Annotated in this window: 14 protein-coding genes; 10 read left to right on the top strand and 4 right to left on the bottom strand. The window is 44.8% G+C overall.

The genetic code is table 11. The annotated features are described in order from the left end of the window. Positions 1-112 precede the first annotated feature (112 nt). The 3 genes from P150_RS0112825 to P150_RS0112835 all read left to right on the top strand — a co-directional run bounded on the left by P150_RS0112825 (position 113) and on the right by P150_RS0112835 (position 3264). Complete coding sequence (locus tag P150_RS0112825) at positions 113-1096, top strand: Gfo/Idh/MocA family protein (RefSeq protein ID WP_028898034.1); 984 nt, start codon at positions 113-115, stop codon at positions 1094-1096. A 63-nt stretch (positions 1097-1159) separates the two neighbouring features. Next, positions 1160-2287 (top strand): DUF4421 domain-containing protein, encoded by a 1128-nt coding sequence (locus P150_RS0112830; protein WP_051617636.1) that lies wholly within the window; start codon positions 1160-1162, stop codon positions 2285-2287. Between the two features lie 2 nt (positions 2288-2289). Further along, the gene (locus P150_RS0112835) at positions 2290-3264 is read left to right on the top strand and encodes an N-acetylmuramoyl-L-alanine amidase-like domain-containing protein (protein WP_028898036.1); all 975 of its coding nucleotides are present in this window, start codon (positions 2290-2292) and stop codon (positions 3262-3264) included. A gap of 105 nt (positions 3265-3369) precedes the next feature. On the opposite strand, the gene dnaA is transcribed toward P150_RS0112835, so the two are convergent. Further along, positions 3370-4776, bottom strand: a complete 1407-nt coding sequence (dnaA, locus tag P150_RS0112840; RefSeq protein ID WP_028898037.1) for a chromosomal replication initiator protein DnaA — start codon at positions 4774-4776, stop codon at positions 3370-3372. A gap of 738 nt (positions 4777-5514) precedes the next feature. Next, positions 5515-7557 carry an excinuclease ABC subunit UvrB gene (gene uvrB / locus P150_RS0112845; protein WP_028898038.1) on the bottom strand — a complete coding sequence of 681 codons (2043 nt, stop codon included), beginning with the start codon at positions 7555-7557 and terminating at the stop codon, positions 5515-5517. 123 nt (positions 7558-7680) lie between these two features. On the opposite strand from uvrB, the gene P150_RS0112850 reads away from it, so the two are divergent. Genes P150_RS0112850 through P150_RS0112860 form a run of 3 tightly spaced genes read left to right on the top strand, consistent with a single transcriptional unit; the run spans position 7681 to position 9335 of the window. Then, positions 7681-8505, top strand: coding sequence for an outer membrane protein assembly factor BamD (locus P150_RS0112850; protein ID WP_028898039.1), 825 nt, complete (start codon positions 7681-7683; stop codon positions 8503-8505). Between the two features lie 30 nt (positions 8506-8535). Beyond that, complete coding sequence (locus P150_RS0112855) at positions 8536-8877, top strand: DNA-directed RNA polymerase subunit omega (protein ID WP_028898040.1); 342 nt, start codon at positions 8536-8538, stop codon at positions 8875-8877. A gap of 5 nt (positions 8878-8882) precedes the next feature. Then, positions 8883-9335 (top strand): DUF4293 domain-containing protein, encoded by a 453-nt coding sequence (locus P150_RS0112860; RefSeq protein ID WP_028898041.1) that lies wholly within the window; start codon positions 8883-8885, stop codon positions 9333-9335. Between the two features lie 74 nt (positions 9336-9409). On the opposite strand, the gene P150_RS16530 is transcribed toward P150_RS0112860, so the two are convergent. Next, positions 9410-10063, bottom strand: a complete 654-nt coding sequence (locus P150_RS16530) for a hypothetical protein (RefSeq protein WP_051617637.1) — start codon at positions 10061-10063, stop codon at positions 9410-9412. A 317-nt stretch (positions 10064-10380) separates the two neighbouring features. Here P150_RS16530 and P150_RS0112870 point away from each other — a divergent pair, with 317 nt between their 5' ends. Next, positions 10381-11328 (top strand): DMT family transporter, encoded by a 948-nt coding sequence (locus P150_RS0112870; protein WP_028898042.1) that lies wholly within the window; start codon positions 10381-10383, stop codon positions 11326-11328. A 279-nt stretch (positions 11329-11607) separates the two neighbouring features. Here the strand turns inward: P150_RS0112870 and P150_RS0112875 are convergent, their stop codons facing one another. Beyond that, the gene (locus P150_RS0112875; protein ID WP_028898043.1) at positions 11608-13680 is read right to left on the bottom strand and encodes a TonB-dependent receptor; all 2073 of its coding nucleotides are present in this window, start codon (positions 13678-13680) and stop codon (positions 11608-11610) included. 546 nt (positions 13681-14226) lie between these two features. Between P150_RS0112875 and P150_RS0112885 the strand changes: the two genes are divergently transcribed. The 3 genes from P150_RS0112885 to P150_RS0112895 are packed head-to-tail and all read left to right on the top strand — an operon-like array spanning position 14227 to position 16862. After that, positions 14227-15456, top strand: a complete 1230-nt coding sequence (locus P150_RS0112885; RefSeq protein ID WP_028898044.1) for a site-specific integrase — start codon at positions 14227-14229, stop codon at positions 15454-15456. 5 nt (positions 15457-15461) lie between these two features. Next, entirely contained in the window at positions 15462-16625 is a 1164-nt protein-coding gene (locus P150_RS0112890) for a site-specific integrase (protein ID WP_028898045.1), read from the top strand. Positions 16626-16676: 51 nt separating this feature from the next. Beyond that, entirely contained in the window at positions 16677-16862 is a 186-nt protein-coding gene (locus P150_RS0112895; protein WP_028898046.1) for a hypothetical protein, read from the top strand. Positions 16863-16946 lie beyond the last annotated feature (84 nt).

Below are 16946 nucleotides of genomic sequence, written 5' to 3' on the forward strand. Positions count from 1 at the left end.
AGACATAATGAATAGTTAACACATTGTCTATCCTCGTGCAAAGATACTAAAAAGTTGGTAGTTACCTATGCGACTTAATAGTTTTTTTGTAATTTTGCAGAAAAGATGAGCAATGAAAGAAATTAATTGGGGCTTTATCGGATGTGGGGAAGTAACGGACCTGAAATCAGGTCCGGCATTCAATCTTGTGCAAGGTTCGCATGTTGAGGCTGTCTTCAGCCGAAGCGGGGAGAAAGCAAAATCGTATGCTTCCCGCCATAATATAAAGAGGTGGTACACGGATGCGCAACTTTTGATAGACAATCCCAAAGTCAATGCCGTTTATATCGCAACTCCCCCTTCCGTTCACGCCACATACGCGATAATGGCATTGCGTGCAGGCAAGCCCTGCTATATAGAGAAGCCGTTGGCAGCCTCTTACGAGGATTGTGTGCGCATCAACCGTGTGGCGGAAGAAACGGGAGTGCCCTGTTTCGTGGCTTATTACCGACGCTATCTGCCTTATTTTGAGAAAGTAAAGGAAATTGTGGAGAGTGGCAAGATTGGCAAAATCCTTACAGTTCAGGTAAGATTTGCCGTGCCTCCTCGCGACCTTGACTATAAACAGAACGAACAGTTGCCTTGGAGACTTCAGTCTCATATCTCCGGTGGAGGCTACTTCTATGATTTGGCTCCACATCAATTAGACTTGCTTCAGAATTTCTTTGGCGTTATCGTAAAGGCACACGGTTATACCGCAAACAGGGCAGGGCTATACAATGTAGAAGATACCGTAAATGCTATATTTACGTTTGAAAATGGTCTGAACGGAAGTGGAGCGTGGTGTTTTGCCTCTCACGAAAGTGGGCGCGAAGACCGTATTGAAATTTTCGGAAAAGAGGGACGCGTGGCATTCTCTGTTTACAACTATGCTCCCATACATCTTTATACTAGTGCAGGGAGACAAGACATCGTGGTTCCTAATCCTGATCACGTGCAGTTGCCTATAATAAAGTCAGTGATTGAAGACTTGCAGGGATTTGGCAAGTGTGAATGTACGAGTATCAGTGCCACGCCCACCAACTGGGTGATGGACCGTATTCTTGGCAAGATTTAAATGGACAGATTGGATTTTTCCAGATACATATTTCAAAGGCTGTTTGCAGGTATTTTCTTTTTTATGCTTGCGAACCAGCTTGTCTTTTCCAAAACTTCATTTGTAGGACTTGTCCCTGACAGTGTGAAATGGATGCGCGTGGACACCACAAAGAACTGGTATCACAGGAAATTGCGCAATGCGGAAAAGGTGGTTCATAGATTCAATGAGATTGACACGAGCTACATTGAACCACAGCATTACAACTTTACCGTAATGCTTCAGAACACCAATACCTACGAGGTGTATAGGCTCAACAGTAAGAGTGGACAGAGCATTACCTTTGCTCCTGAAGCCAATATAAGAATCGGACCTTACTTTGGTTGGAGATGGATATTCCTTGGATACACGCTCGACATTAAACACTTGGATTTGACACACAGCGACCGTCAGCGTCAGGAATACGACCTGAGCCTTTACAGTTCTATGCTTGGTCTGGATTTGTATTACCGAAAGACTGGAAACGACTATAAGATTCGCCAGATGGATCTTGGCAAGGATATTGATACAGACCCCGTCATAGGTGCGGGCTTCGGAGGCTTAACGTCTACTATCAAGGGCTTCAACATCTATTATATCTTCAACCATCGTCGTTTCTCTTATCCTGCTGCGTTCAGTCAAAGCACCGTTCAGCGCATTTCAGCCGGAAGTCCTCTTTTGGGAATAGGCTATACAAAACATACATTGTCTGTGGACTGGGCTTCGCTTGACAAACTTGTGAATGAACGGATTGGCATAAACAGAAAAAATATCGGCATCGACAGTACGCTGATGTTCGGAACGGTAGAATATACGGATATTTCCCTCAGTGGAGGATATGCCTATAACTGGGTTTTTGCCCGGAACTGGTTGCTTGCAGCATCTGTTTCCGTTGGCTTGGCATATAAGCGAAGCAAGGGAGACGTGGAGAATAAAGGCTTTTCATTCCGTGAATTTTCGTTCAAAAACATCAACATTGACGGCATTGGCAGGTTCGGCCTTGTATGGAACAATACGAAGTGGTATGCAGGATTGAGTTCTGTTCTCCACGCCTACAATTATCGGAGAAGCCAATTCTCTACCAATAATTTCTTCGGAAATGTGAGCTTGTATGCAGGTTTCAATTTCGGAAGCAAGAACAAGAAGAAAAAGAAAAACAAAAATAAGGATTGACAATGAATAAGATTTATGCTTTAATTGTCGGAGTAGCATTTCTGACTTCGTGCTCGGTAAAGGCGGGGAAAAACGAAGGAAATGAATTGCAAAAAGGAGAATCCACTCAGACGGAAATGACGCTTGCTGGAGAAAAGGATAGTGCTGAATACGAAATTCAGGCTTCACAGGAAGACAAGAGAAGAGTAGAGCAGTTGCTGAAAGAGCTTGTTCCGCTGCGAAACCAACTCTCTTCTGAAGAACTTATATTAAAGGTGGCCCGAAAGTTTATCGGCATTCCCTATGTGGCACATACTCTGGACAAGAATACGAGCGAGAAACTCGTTGTGAATCTTCGGGAAATGGACTGCACCACCTATCTTGAAAATGTTGTGGCACTTTGTCTTTGTGTGAACGACAACACAACGGATTTCGACGATTTTGCCACACGGCTGATGCAGATTCGTTACCGTGGTGGAGAGTTGAGCTATGAAAATCGCCTGCACTACTATCAATGGTGGGTGAGTGACAATGAGGCTATGGGCTTCGTGAAGGAAATCAATGCTCCCAACCCTCCTTTTACTGGTGTTCAGACATTGAAAATCAACTATATGAGCACCAATTACGGTTCGTATGATATGCTGAAGAATAATCCTTCCCGAGTGAAACAGCTCAAGGCTATTGAAGACAAAACCAACGGAACCAAAGTCAATTATATTCCCAAGGCTCAACTGAAGAATACAAATTTGCTTCGCGAGATTATTCACGATGGCGACCTGATAGCACTCACAACCAACAAGAAGAATCTCGATACCACTCATTTGGGTATAGCCGTGTGGCATAAGGACGGACTCTATCTCCTCAATGCCTCAAGTTTGAAGAAGAACGGCAAGAGCGTGGTAGAACCTGACGAAACACTCTACACCTATTTGTCTTCCAGAGACTATAATCCCGGCATCCGTGTTGCACGAATCCAGTTGCCGTATATAGGCAAGTAAGAGTATTTGGGTATATATTTTCAAGATAAAAACCTTGAGATTGATGCTTAAATGAAACTCCACCATTGCAAATCTGCGATGGTGGAGTTTTCTTATATCAATAAATTAAGATTTTAATTTGAATGAATTTTCGATGCTTGAGATTTCGGCGGTAAAACCTTTGTCAATCTGTAATCGTTTCTCTACCTGTGAGCAACTGTGAATAACCGTACTGTGGTCGCGGTTGCCTACCAGTTTGCCTATTCTGCTTGCCGGCATTTTGGTAAACTTCTGAGCGAGATACATACTTACCTGACGGGCAATTACGATATCCTGCTTGCGAGACCGTGAATTGACTGCTGTTGCTGACACATTAAAATGTGTGCATACTTTCTCTACGATGTCATCAACCGTCAGAGGCTCATCATCAATCTTCACGGCACGCTTTATCACTCGTTCTGCCAGACGCATATCAATGTTGCTGTTATACACAACGCTGTAAGCTAAAAGGGAATTGATGACGCCCTGAAGGTCTCTGACGCTGCCGTTGGCAGTCTCTGCAATAAACTGAATAACGTCGTCAGGAATTGTCAATCCATCGCGCTTAATCTTCGCTTTGAGAATGTCCACACACAGCTGTACGTTTGGCTTCTCCAACTCTGCAATCAGACCACAGGCAAAACGAGTGAGCAAACGGTCGTTCATACCCTTGAGCTCAACCGGAGGACGGTCGGATGCAAGGATAATGCGCTTGTTGTTTCTGAACAAGTGGTTGAAGATGTGGAAGAATGTGTCCTGAGTTTTGGTTGCAGTCATCCACTCCTGAATGTCATCCACAATCAGAACGTCGATGGCCTGATAGAAATTGATGAAATCATTCGTGGTGTTATTCAAGACTGAATTGGTGTATTGTACCTGAAACAGGCGTGCCGAGATATACAATACTCGTTTCTGTGGATACAGGTGCTTGATATGCAGGCCTATCGCATTGATAAGGTGGGTCTTGCCGCAGCCTGACGGACCGTAGATGAACATCGGATTGAACTGCGATGTGTTCGGATGCTCGGCTATTGACAATCCGATAGAACGCGGCAGTTTGTTGCTGTCGCCCTCAATATAGTTGTTGAATGACTTGTGTGGGTCGAGCTGAGTGTCAATATCCTGCGGAGCAACATCTAATGGAGTAGGACTTTGGTTGCCACGCTGCGTAGGACGTTGCGATGCAATCTGCTCAACGGGTTCTGACTGAATATCTTGGGTAAGGTTGTGAGCCTTATCGGTCAATACACGATAAGTCAGTCTGATTCTGCGCTCAAAGACACGGGTAAGCGTCTTGCTCATAAGTGAAACATAGTTCTCTTCCAAATACTCATAGACGAATGAGCTTGGAACCTGTACCAACAAAGTACTTGACTCCTCGTCAAAGGACTCAAATACTATTGGCTTGAACCACGTTTTAAATTGCTGCTCCGTAACATTCTCTTTTATAAGTAAAAGAGTTTGATTCCAGAGAGCATTGGGCTGAACATTCATACTTACTTTAAAATATATAATATGTCTTTCGACCGTATTATTGACTTTCAACAAATTTTCATTTGCAGTGCAAAGATACTAAAAAAGCACCAATGAGAAAAATACTCCGGAAGATAGATTTTTTTTATTGAAACTTCTAACTATACTATTTCTACACACTTTAGATGGATTTGTGAAAAATAGTGGATGCTGAAGTGTTGTGTATATCCAACCTGCTATTTTTCAGATTGTTACAAACCTATTTCAACTGTTTCACGTATAAGTCTGAAAGTGATTTTAAGTGAGTGAAAGCAGTTGATATTCAATCACGTTGCAATTATCATTTAAAGTGTGAAACGCTGATTTTACTATTTAGACTTATTTTAAATAGAAAGTGTCTTTGCTTGTCAGTCATTATGTAAAAGAAAGATAGGGGAGTTGTATTATATAAGATGATGTGTTTTAAATTAAACGTACACATTTCACGTCTTTTCTTTCGAGACTCCTGTTTCTTCCACCAGCCAGTCAGTCTGTTATGTTCCTTGCTTCAAAATGTCGGATGGCTTGAAAGACGGACATAAATACTATCATCCAAACGCAGTTGTAAGTATTTGAAAATCAATGGTTAAATATCTTGCTTCCAAACGTGCGAAGATTGCATTCCATTCTTCGCACGTTTACATTGCGTTTTTGCGAAGAACGGAATGCAATCTTCGGTTATTTGAAAAAAGTATGTAGCACCATTATTTTCTCTCTGTTTTAATCCTTGAGTTCCAGTTCCTTTTGCAGTCGGACGATTTCGTCGCGATACTGGGCGGCTTGCAGGAAATCGAGGTCGGCGGCGGCCTGCTTCATCAGAGCCGTTGTGTTCTGAATGCTCTTCTCAAGCTGCTTTCTCGTCATACGAACAATGATAGGGTCGGCTGCAAATGCGACGTCATTATTCACAGGTTCGGCATAGACAGATTGGCTGGACTTCGGGGCAATGGCTTGCCCGGTGGTGTTATCGCCCGTCGGGAGCGTGCCCTTGATGGTTCTGACAATCTGTGTCGGCGTAATGCCGTGCTCAATATTATACTTCATCTGCTTTTCGCGCCTCCGTGCCGTTTCGTCAATGGTCTTCTGCATACTTTCAGTAATGCTGTCGGCATACATAATAACCTTTCCGTTCACGTTACGCGCAGCGCGTCCGGCAGTTTGCGTAAGACTTCTGTGGCTGCGCAGAAAACCCTCCTTATCGGCATCGAGTATGGCTACGAGCGAAACTTCGGGCAGGTCGAGTCCTTCACGCAGAAGGTTTACACCCACAAGTACGTCGTAAATCCCTGCACGGAGGTCGTTGAGAATCTTCACACGGTCGAGACTTGCCACGTCGCTGTGGATGTAGGCAGTTCTAATATCGTGGTTCAAGAGATATTCCGTGAGTTCCTCTGCCATACGTTTCGTGAGGGTAGTGATGAGCACGCGTTCTTCCTTTTCGGCTCTGACGAGAATCTCTTCCACAAGGTCGTCAATCTGATTTTCCGAAGGTCGGATTTCAATTTCGGGGTCGAGCAGTCCCGTAGGACGGATTACCTGTTCTACAACCACGCCCTCAGCCTCTTCCAACTCAAAGTTTGCAGGTGTGGCTGAAACGTAAATGATTTGCCTGATTAGGCTGTGAAATTCCTCAAACTTGAGTGGACGGTTGTCGAAAGCTGCCGGCAGACGGAAACCAAATTCAACCAGATTGGTCTTGCGTGCCCTGTCTCCGCCATACATCGCCGAGATTTGTGGTACGCTGACGTGGCTTTCATCTATTATTATAAGGAAGTCTTCGGGGAAGAAGTCGAGCAGACAATAGGGTCTCTGTCCCGGTTCGCGTCCATCGAAATAGCGGGAATAGTTTTCGATGCCCGAGCAATGCCCAAGCTCTTTTATCATTTCCATATCATATTCCACTCTTTCCTTAATGCGCTGAGCTTTAATGCTGTCTCCGATTTCGTTAAAGAAATTCACCTGCTTAACTAAATCGTCTTGAATCATTCGGATAGCACCTTCCGTCTGTTCCTTGGAAGTAACGAAAAGGTTAGCCGGATAAATCTCGTATTGTTCGAAGGAGGCAAGCCGATGGTAGGAGATAGAGTCTACTTCCTCGATGGAATCTATTTCATCATCCCACCACGTGATTCTTAGAACATTGTCGCTATATGCCATCGCAATATCAACAGTATCGCCTTTTACACGGAAATTTCCACGCTGAAGGTCGATGTCGTTTCGCACATAGAGGGCATTTACAAGCCGTCGGAGGAACTCATTCCGGTCGAGTACCTCGCCTTTCTTGATTCGGATCACACTATCCTTCATTGCAACAGGTCCTCCCATACCGTAAATGCACGATACGGATGACACCACAATTACATCTTTTCTGCCGGACAACAGAGAAGAAACAGCCGAGAGACGGAGTTTGTCTATCTCGTCGTTGATAGCCAAGTCCTTCTCTATATATGTATCGGTGGAAGGCATGTAGGCTTCCGGCTGATAATAGTCATAATAAGACACGTAGTACTCAACGGCATTGTTGGGAAAGAATCCTTTCATCTCTTCATAGAGCTGGGCGGCGAGCGTCTTGTTGTGAGAGAGAATGAGCGTAGGTTTGTTCACGTTTGCAATGGTGTTGGCCATTGTGAACGTTTTTCCTGAACCGGTTACACCGAGCAGAACCTGACTTTTGTCGCCCCGTTCAAGTCCCTCGGTCAGTTCCTTTATAGCCTCCGGCTGATCGCCCGTAGGTTTGTATTTTGATGTTAATTGGAAATTCATATTTAGCAAAGTTACTAAAAAAGCTCTTAATGCACTTATTTAATGGTAATTTTTTGCTAAAAAACATATAGCCTTTTGGCTTTTTATAGAATAATGTTTAACTTTGCATTTCAAAATAGAATTATGAAGAAGAATATTCTTATAACAATTCTTGTGGCATTGCTTTTTACAAGCTGTGCGCACGAGTATAATCAGGTCTATAAGAGCACAAATTATTCATACAAATACGAATTTGCAAAAGAATGTTTTGCAAAGGGAAAATTTGGATATGCTGTTCCTCTCTTGCAAGAATTGGTAACCATTATGAAGGGAACCGACAATGCACAGGAGTGTCTTTATATGTTGGCTATGTCCGAATACGGCTTGGATGACTACGAGGCTGCCTCTGAAACATTCAAGAAGTATGTTCAGACCTATCCTCACGGCGACTTTGCCGAAATGTCCTCGTTCTATATAGGGCAGAGTCTTTATGCAGGGACACCTGAACCTCGCCTTGACCAGACTCCCACTGTGGCTGCCATTGCTGCTTTTCAGGATTATCTCGACCGATATCCACAAGGAAAAATGAAGGGAACTGCCGAGCAACGCTTGTTTGAATTGCAGGATAAACTGATTCGTAAGGAATATTTGAATGCGAAGCTGTATTATAACCTTGGTTCATATTTCGGCAACTGCACGAGTGGCGGCAACAACTATGAGGCTTGTATCATCACGGCTGAAAATGCGCTCAACGATTTCCCATATACGCCACTGCGTGAGGAATTTGCCATCTTGCTGATGAAAAGCAAGTATGAATTGGCTCAGATGAGCGTTGAATCAAAGAAAATACAACGCTATCAGGATGCGGAAGACGAATGCTATGGCTTCATCAATGAATATCCAGACTCAAAGGAGCGTGCTACTGCCGAGAGATTCATTGAGAAATGCAAGGAGTTTACCAAGAATTAAGGAAAGAAATTTAAATTTTAAGATATAATAATGGATTACAAGAAGTCAAAATCACCTGTTAATACAGTAACTCGCGATGTGTTGGAACTTTGGAAGGATACTGACAATATCTATGAGAGTGTAGCAATCATCGCAAAGCGTGCTAATCAGATTTCAATCGAAATCAAACAGGATCTCAGCAAGAAACTGGCAGAGTTTGCATCTTACAACGATTCCTTGGAGGAAGTCTTTGAGAATCGTGAGCAGATTGAGATTAGCCGTTACTACGAGAAATTGCCAAAACCAACCTTGCTCGCTACACAGGAGTTTCTTGAAGGCAATGTTTATTGGCGTGATCCTTCAAAGGACAACTTGGAGGAAGAAGACTTCTAAGCGCAATGATACAAAGAAAGCAAAGCATCTTCCTTTTCCTTTCACTGATTGCAGGTATTGCCTGCCTTTGTTTGCCAATCGGTTTGTTTGAACCTGAAGCAATGGGAAAAGAAAGTATAATGATGAATTTGTGGATTCAGAGTGGGGAAGGGGTAAAGGATTTCAGAGTCTGCCCATTGTTTGCCATTCTTTTGGTCTCACTTCCGATACAACTGTTTGCAATCTTCGATTTCCATAAGCGCAAGCGTCAGATAAGTCTCTGCACTCTTTCTATGGTATTAATGCTCGCTTGGTATGCGGCTTATGCTTATTTTGCATTGGCAGTACCCAAGAAAATGACGTTTGGAGTAGGATTCGCAGCTTGTCTGCCACTCGTATCAATCATTCTGTTGTTCTTGGCTAAACAGGGAATAAAGTCAGACGAGGCTTTGGTCAGAGCAGCAGACAGAATCAGGTAAAACTAATTTATTCTATACAAAAAAGCTCGCTGTCATTTGACAGCGAGCTTTTTCTATTATTCTGTTGTAAAGGATTAGAGACCTAAACCTTTAGTTACTTTGCCTGCCGCATCGCTTGCCGCATTGGTAATCTTTTCCTTAGCACTATTAACAGCCTCATTTGCCTTTGCATTAGCAGCTTCCTTTGCGCTATTAACTGCTTCGTTAGCCTTCTCTTCGAGCTTGCCACCGGCATTCTTTACTGCATCTTCAGCACCGTTAGCTGCTGCTTTAGCATCTGCTGCTGCATCGCCAACAGTCTTAGCTGCGTCTGTAGAAATACCTGTAAGTGAGCTTACGAAGCCATCAAGCTTGTCTGCTGATGCTGATGTGATAGCTTCAACGATTTTTTCGCTTCCGGGAATCTTTGCAACGGCATCCTTGTTGGCACCAATCCATTCCTGTACCTTCTTGAAATATTCCTTTGCTGTTTCAGGATTCTTTGCATAGAGTTCGGCAATCTTAGCCTGAGCACCTGCCAACAACTGGCTAACGCCTGCATTGTCATTTGCCTTCAATTTCTCTGTGAGCTGTGCAGCAATAGCTTCAGCGTCTTCAGGGATTGCTGTTGAGTCACTTGCAACTGCTGTTGTGTCTGTACCTTCAGTTGTTTTTGCTTCCTTGTTCGAGTTGCAGCTTGTAAATGTCAAAGCTGCTACGGCCATAGCCATAAAAAATACTTTCTTCATAATCTTTCTCTATTTTAATTAATAGTCGACTCAAAGGTAGTGATTAAATCTATTCACACATAATTTGTTAGTGAAATTTAACTAATATAAAATAGAAATCGTAATTATAAGCTCATCATAGCTCTACGGTTCTTGATTGTGGGTAAGAGGAAGCAGATACAGTTCTGAAATGTCTGAACCTTTTTAGTGCAATACCTTTTCTGCAACAGAGCACTATTATTTTCTTGAAACCGTGAAATATGTCCCGATTTTATAATACCTTTGTGCCCGATTTATTTTATAGTGTTTTAAACTAAATTTAATATTGATAGATAACAATGCAATACTTAGGTGAACTGATAGCTCTTGGAGTGGCTTTTTCGTGGACCATTGCGGCTATGTCTTGCGAGGTAGCAAGTAAACAGTTGGGAGTAGTTGTAACGAATGTATGGCGAATGGGACTTGCGCTGCTGCTTTCACTCGCAATGATGTGGTGGTTTACGGGCGAGGCTTTCCCGGTTCACGCACAGTTCGAGAGTTGGATGTGGCTGCTGCTGTCGGGTATGGTCGGCTATTTCTTCGGCGATTGGTGCTTGTTCAACAGTTACCTCACGATAGGTTCACGCTATGGTCAGCTCTTTATGACGCTTGCTCCGATGTTCACGGCTATTTCAGCTTGGGCAATGATGGGGCAGGTAATGAGCCTGAATAGCTTGATTGCGATGACGGTAACAATGTCGGGTATAGGGATTTCGGTGCTCAGCAAGGGTGAGGGCAAGCACAAGGTGTCATTGCAGTTGCCATTGAAGGGCGTGTTGTATGGAATCGGTGCCGGACTGGGACAGGGTTTGGGTTATGTGCTGAGCCTTATCGGTCAGGAACATTACAGAGCTGACGTACAGGCAGCCGTATCGGCTGAAGTTTGGAAAGGAATGGAGGGTTACACATCGTTCAGTGCCAACCTTATCCGTTGCATTGCTGGATTGGCTTGCTATTCTGTTTGGCTTGTTCTGAAAGGCGACAGCAAACGTTGGGCGCAAAGCATACACAATAAGAAAGGTATGTGGGCATTGATAATCGCCGTGTTCTCCGGACCATTCCTCGGCGTAAGTTTCTCGCTGATGGCAGGTCAATACACCGACGCAGGCATTGCGAGTACGCTGATGGCTACAAGTCCGATAATGATTCTGCTGCCTGCCTACTATTTCTTCCACGAAAAGATTACGCTGAAGGGAATCATCGGTGCAGTAATATCGGTTATCGGCGTGTCGCTTTTCTTTTTATGAGTGGATGAGAGAACAAGTATAGAAGTGGATAAGTTTACAAGTAGACAAGTGAACGAGTCTACAAGTATATCACTTCGATATATAGAAGAATAAGGAAAATGCAATGCTGAAATGGTATGGCTGTGCAGAAATCTCCCTGTCCACTTGTCTACTCGTTCTCTTATAACATAAAAATCCCTGAATGCACGTGAGCATTCAGGGATTTTTATGTTTTAGAGTCTATGCTCCATTGGAAAACAATATCTTCCAACGCAGGCAAGAGCGTCCAAAGATTTGTATTTACAGTTCAATCTTTATGCCTGCAATCATCCAAATGCCGGGCTGTGCAACGTTTCCGTAGTCCACATAATTCCGGTCAAGGATGTTGTTGCCCTCTAAGTATGCACTCCATTTCGCTTCGTTCCAACTGAGACGGGCATCAAGAATGCCGTAACTGGCATAGGTATGCCGATTGTTGGCTGTATCGAGGTAGCTGCCCATACGGTGTTGGAAACGATAGTTGAGACCAAGGTCGAGCTGCTTCCATATATTGAGCTGAAGATTGGCTACGAACTTGTTCTTCAGATATTCCAAAGCATACTTACTCACAATGTTCTTGTGTTCCTGTTCGCTCTGATTAAGGTAGCAGTAGGCAAGTCCGAACTTCTTGAGAATGTGCTGCGAGGGAAGAATATTGAGGATATTAAAGTCCAGCGAGGCCTCGACGCCCATTGTGTTTATCTCTCCGAAGTTCACACTCTTCCAGAGAATAGCTCCGTTCTCATCCAGCGTCCCATCGGAAATCCAGTCGATGAGGTTTCTGTGATGATTGTAGAAGACGCTTGCCTTACCATTTACATACCGGGTGTTGTATTTCACGCCTGTTTCTATTGCCGAAAGTTCCTCGGGACGGAGATGCTTGTCGGCCTTGTGCCCCCCTACGGAGTAAAAGAGTTCTGTGATGGACGGCATACGGAGCGAGGTGTTATAGGAGGCATACATTTTCCACGCGTTGCCAATACGATAGCTTGCATCGATTCCCGGATAGACACGCATATTCATATCTGCCTGACTGTTCTTCACGGCAATGATTCCGGCAGAGAGCGTGAGGCGGCCAAGGATGACGTTGTGCTCCAAAACAAACTGGACGTTGGTACGGTTGAGTCCGTTTGTGTAGTTTCTGTCGGTTCCGTGAATGGGGCGAGGACGATTGAGAGGCTCTCCGAGATTACCGCTCACGAGATCTTCGTGGCGCAGCTCGGCACCGAAAGCCGTGCGACCGAGTTCCCAGTCAAAGTAAGCATTGAGATTAACGCCGTACACATCCGTGCGATGATAGTTGAAGGCATACTTCTCCGGTGCATCGCGGAAAAGCTCGAATCGGTCCATACTCCGGTTCCAGTAGATGGACGGACGGATGCGAAAACGTCCTTGCCTGTTTTCGGCTTGAACGGCTGTGAACGTTTTGAAGGTATGCTCAAACTGGTCGTCGTACTTTGCTCCGTAGAATGTGTTTGAACCAAAGTCCTTGAGGCTCATACCTGCGTGCCAGTTCACGGCAATCTGCTCGTCGTTGTAGTTGCCCTGATAGAATGCCTTGCCCGTCTTGAAGTCTGCATTCAGTTTCCCTGCCTTGTTGCGCAGGTAGCCGTCGCTGCGTGTATAAGAGCCTGATAGCTGATTGTTCCATTTTCCCCGTGCGAGATTGGCACGTGATCCGGCACGCAGATAGCCGTATGAACCACCTTCGACGTGGGCAGAAAGAGAAGTTTGTGGTGGAGTTTTAGTAACGATGTTTACGGCACCTAATAATGAAGACGTACCATAAACTCTTCCGGCAGGACCTTCCAACACTTCAATCCGTTCAATCTCGCTGATGTCTACGGGGAAGTCGAAGGCATTGTGGCCTGTTTGTGCATCGCCGATGTTGATTCCGTTCAGCAATACTGTGATCTGTTCAGAGTTTCCTCCCCGTATGCTCACGTCGGTAAGTGCTCCGAGAGGGCCTTTCTGGCGCATGTCCACGCCTACGGCATACTTCAACAGATCATTAACACTTTGTACTGGCGCGGCCTGAATGTCCTCGCGGCTCAGTACAGTTACCATTCTCGCTTGCTGACTGGTGGTCAGCGGTGCGCGTGTGCCCGTTACGTTCACTTCGCCCAACGCTATGTTCTTATTGATGGCTGTAGAGTCGCTGCTCGTCAGTTCTGCTTCGATGCAACTGTTGTGGGCAGTGGCATTCTGCAATGTAGCGACACTCAGTACACCAATAATAACCTCCTTGCCGAGAACGGCGAAGAGCGAATAGCTGCGGTTGGAGAAGTGTGTGAACTTCAGCACGTTGCGCTTGTTCAAAATTGGTTTGTACATAAATAATTGTTTGTTAATAATTTCCCGTCTGCACGCTCAGCATTGAGGCGCAGTGGGTTTCCAGGGTGCAAAAGTACATATAATTATCCTTATTTTTATTCTATTTTCAAGTTTTTCTTTTCTCTTTTGATGGGAGAGAATATGAAGGATGCAGAAAGTTGGTGAACTTTTTGCCAAAAGCTGGCGAACTTTTTACTAAAAGTTGGCGAGCTTTTTATTGAAAGTCCACGCTCAACTATCAGCGGAAAGGGCATTAGGGCGAGTATTGAAGGTAAGTAAATGGAAATGAGATGGATTTGCAGTGTTTCTCTATGTTTTACACAGAGGATAAAAGTGCAGAAGATGTGGATTTGTGCAGAAGTTCCGTTACCAAATCGTTAGCCCATTTTCCGAGTGGTAACGAGGAGGTAGGAGAAGGTAACCGACAGAAGAGTGTTCGGTAACTATCTTTTCTTTCATTATGGTGCTGATGCATTGTGACACAATGTTTTGCATAGCTGAGAACGCTTCGGTAACGGGTAACTTTGCCCATAAAAACAGAAGCGTATGCAAACAGACAAATTTAAGGTGTTGCTCTACCTGAAAAAGAGCGGATTGGACAAGTCGGGGCAAGCTCCGATAATGGGGCGTATAACTTATGGTCGAACCATCGCCCAATTCAGTTGTAAACTCTCGTGCGACCCGAAGTTGTGGAATGCTCGTGAGAGCAGACTGAACGGCAAGAGCCGTGAAGCGGTGGCAACGAATGGCAAGTTGGAACGCTTGCTTCTCTCGGTACAGTCGGCTTATCGACTTCTTTGCGAGCGAGGTGCGGTATTTACGGCAACAGACATTAAGGAGCAGTTTCAAGGAAGTATGCAAAGTCAAACAACCTTCTTGGCGTGCTATGACCTGATGTTGGAAGAGCTAGAGATGCGTGTCGGGATTGAGCTAAAGCCTGTATCAATGAGAATTTATCGTTCGGTTCGTCGGCACTTGGAGGAGTTTGTCCACCGACAATTCAGAACAGATGATATAACATTCAGTCAAATCACAGAGGATTTTCTTCTTCTCTTTGAGCAGTATATCAAGGGCGAATTAGGTCTTTCGCAAAGCTATTTCCATACCCTCTCCATCTGTTTGAAGAAGGCTTGTCGTTTGGCATATCGTAAAGGCTTTGCCGATAGGCTTATTTTTGAGAACAATAAGGTGGAACGGGGGAATAAGAAATTGCCTCGTGCCTTGGACAGAGCTTCATTGGATAAGTTGCAGAACCTGACTTTTGAGCCGTATGAGGTAGAGTTGGAAACCGCTCGCAATCTCTTTCTATTTTCTTGTTATACGGGTGTAGCTTATTGCGATATGGTCGCTCTGAATCGGGAACATCTCTTTACGGACGATAGGGGAGCTTTGTGGCTGAAATTCCGCAGACAGAAGACCGATACCCTTTGCCGTGTGAAACTCTTGCCTGAAGCGGTGCGTTTGATAGAGCGGTATCAATCAGACGAACGAACCACGCTCTTTGCACCCATTGCCTATTCGGCTTATCTCGTTCAGCTCAAAGCCCTGCAACTCCGGGTAGGTCTTTCCATTCCCCTTTCGGCACACGTTGGTCGCCACACCTTTGCGACCTTGATTACTTTGGAACGAGGTGTTCCCATCGAAACGGTCAGTCGAATGTTGGGACACAACAACATCCAAACGACCGAGCGATACGCCCACGTTACCCCGAAGAAACTCTTTGATGAGTTCGGACGATTTCTCTCTTTCACTGAAAACCTAACCTTAACCTTGTAAGACCTATGCGTAGTACATTCAAAATCTTATTCTATATCAATAAGAACAAGACCAAAGCAGACGGAACAACAGCAATCCTTTGTCGTATCACCATTGACGGAGCGAACGTGGTGATAACCACAGGCGAAAACGTTGCTCCTAACGATTGGAGTGTGAAGCGAGGGGAAACAACGGACAAGAAGATAAACCAACGCCTGCAAGCCTTTCGGGAGGAAATCGAACAGGGGTACAATACCTTGCTCTACAAATATGGAGCGGTGAGTGCCGAACTTCTGAAGAACTACTTACAAGGCATCGGGAGAACTCCAATGACACTTCTTGCCCTTAGTGCGAAAGAACTCAAAGCCCAACAAGAAAGCAAGAGCGAGGGAACGTATAGCAACAATCGAAGTTCCGATAAACAGCTTGATGCTTTTGTGCGAAGTCGTGGCGAAGAGGATATTCTTTTAACAGCTCTTACGATGGATTTCTTTGATGATTATCGGTTTCATTTGAAGAAAGAGGGCTATGCTCCTGCCACGATAAACAAGCATCTCTGTTGGCTGAGCCGATTGATGTATAGAGCCGTCAGTCAGGGGACAATACGCTTCAATCCGTTTGAAGAAGCGAAGTATGAAGCCGTGGAGCGCAAACCTCGGTTTCTGAGTAAAGGCGACGTAGCAAAACTCTTGGCATTTCCCTTGCAAGACGAAGGAGCAGAACTAAGCCGAAGAATGTTTCTTTTCTCTGTCTTTACGGGTTTGTCATTTGCCGACTTGCAGAGCCTGCGAGCTTCGCAAATCGAAACGAACAGCGAGGGGAAGCTGTATATCCGCAAGGCAAGGCAGAAAACGGAGGTCGAGAGTTTGATACCCCTGCATCCGATAGCGGAGCAGATACTTTCGCTTTACACGAAAGAGAAAAGCAAGGGGGATTACAAGATATTCCCCGATACGATAAGCAAGGGGAAATTACTTACCCATCTCAAAGCCATGGGGTTGGCGTGTGGTATTCGTACTCCGCTAACCTACCATGTCGCCCGGCATAGCTTCGGTACACTGACTTTGGAGGCAGGTGTCCCAATAGAGAGTATTGCCAAGATGATGGGACACTCGTCCATTGCCAGCACACAAATCTACGCTCAAATCACCGACCAAAAGATTTCAAGGGATATGGATAGGATACTATGATAAGAAAGTATGGGCTGAAAAAGGCGTTAGAAGGTCGCCAAGAATCTCTCCATGCACGAATATTACCACAGCCGTATCACAGGTGAACATTGGCTCTCTTTGGTAAGGGAGACGGAGGCACGGTGCATTCTCATTGAGAAGGTGGAGCAAACCAAGCAGGAACTTGCATGCATCAAGGTAGAAACAAAGATAGTGGAACTGAAAGAGTGCATTGAACTAATGTGTACAGACATGTGAAAAATGAAAGACAATCACACAACAGACCAATTGTGGGTAATAAGTTCTTATCGAGAGCCACAATAGAGGGTACGGATGTAGCCC

The organism is Prevotella sp. HUN102 (genome assembly GCF_000688375.1).
Taxonomy (GTDB): domain Bacteria; phylum Bacteroidota; class Bacteroidia; order Bacteroidales; family Bacteroidaceae; genus Prevotella.